The organism is Marinomonas sp. TI.3.20 (assembly GCF_038155025.1).
In the GTDB taxonomy this organism is placed as follows: Bacteria; Pseudomonadota; Gammaproteobacteria; order Pseudomonadales; family Marinomonadaceae; genus Marinomonas; species Marinomonas flavescens.
Genome location: NZ_JBAKAS010000117.1, coordinates 1 through 273, shown reverse-complemented (window position 1 = coordinate 273; position 273 = coordinate 1). Strand labels below are relative to the sequence as shown.

1 protein-coding gene is annotated in these 273 nt (G+C 45.1%); it reads left to right on the top strand.

The genetic code is table 11. The features are described 5' to 3' along the window. On the top strand, nucleotides 1-273 hold a 273-nt coding region (locus V6259_RS19810; protein WP_341585993.1), incomplete at both ends, for an ISAs1 family transposase.

The window sequence follows — 273 nt, the reverse complement described above, 5'->3', positions numbered from 1 at the left end:
CCGCTTATTTTCTTTGTTGGATCCGGCCTGTTATCGAGAAATGTTTTGTGGCTGGATTCAAGATATGTTGATCGATACTCCATTATCTGGCGTCGTCGCGATTGATGGAAAGACGGTGCGGGCGTCGCGTTCGAACAAACACCAAGCTATTCACATGGTGAACGCTTGGGCTTCACAGGCTGGCGTGTCTCTTGGTCAATACAAAGTAGATAAAAAATCCAATGAAATCAAAGCAATCCCTAAGTTACTAGATCAGCTGGCTATCAAAGGTTG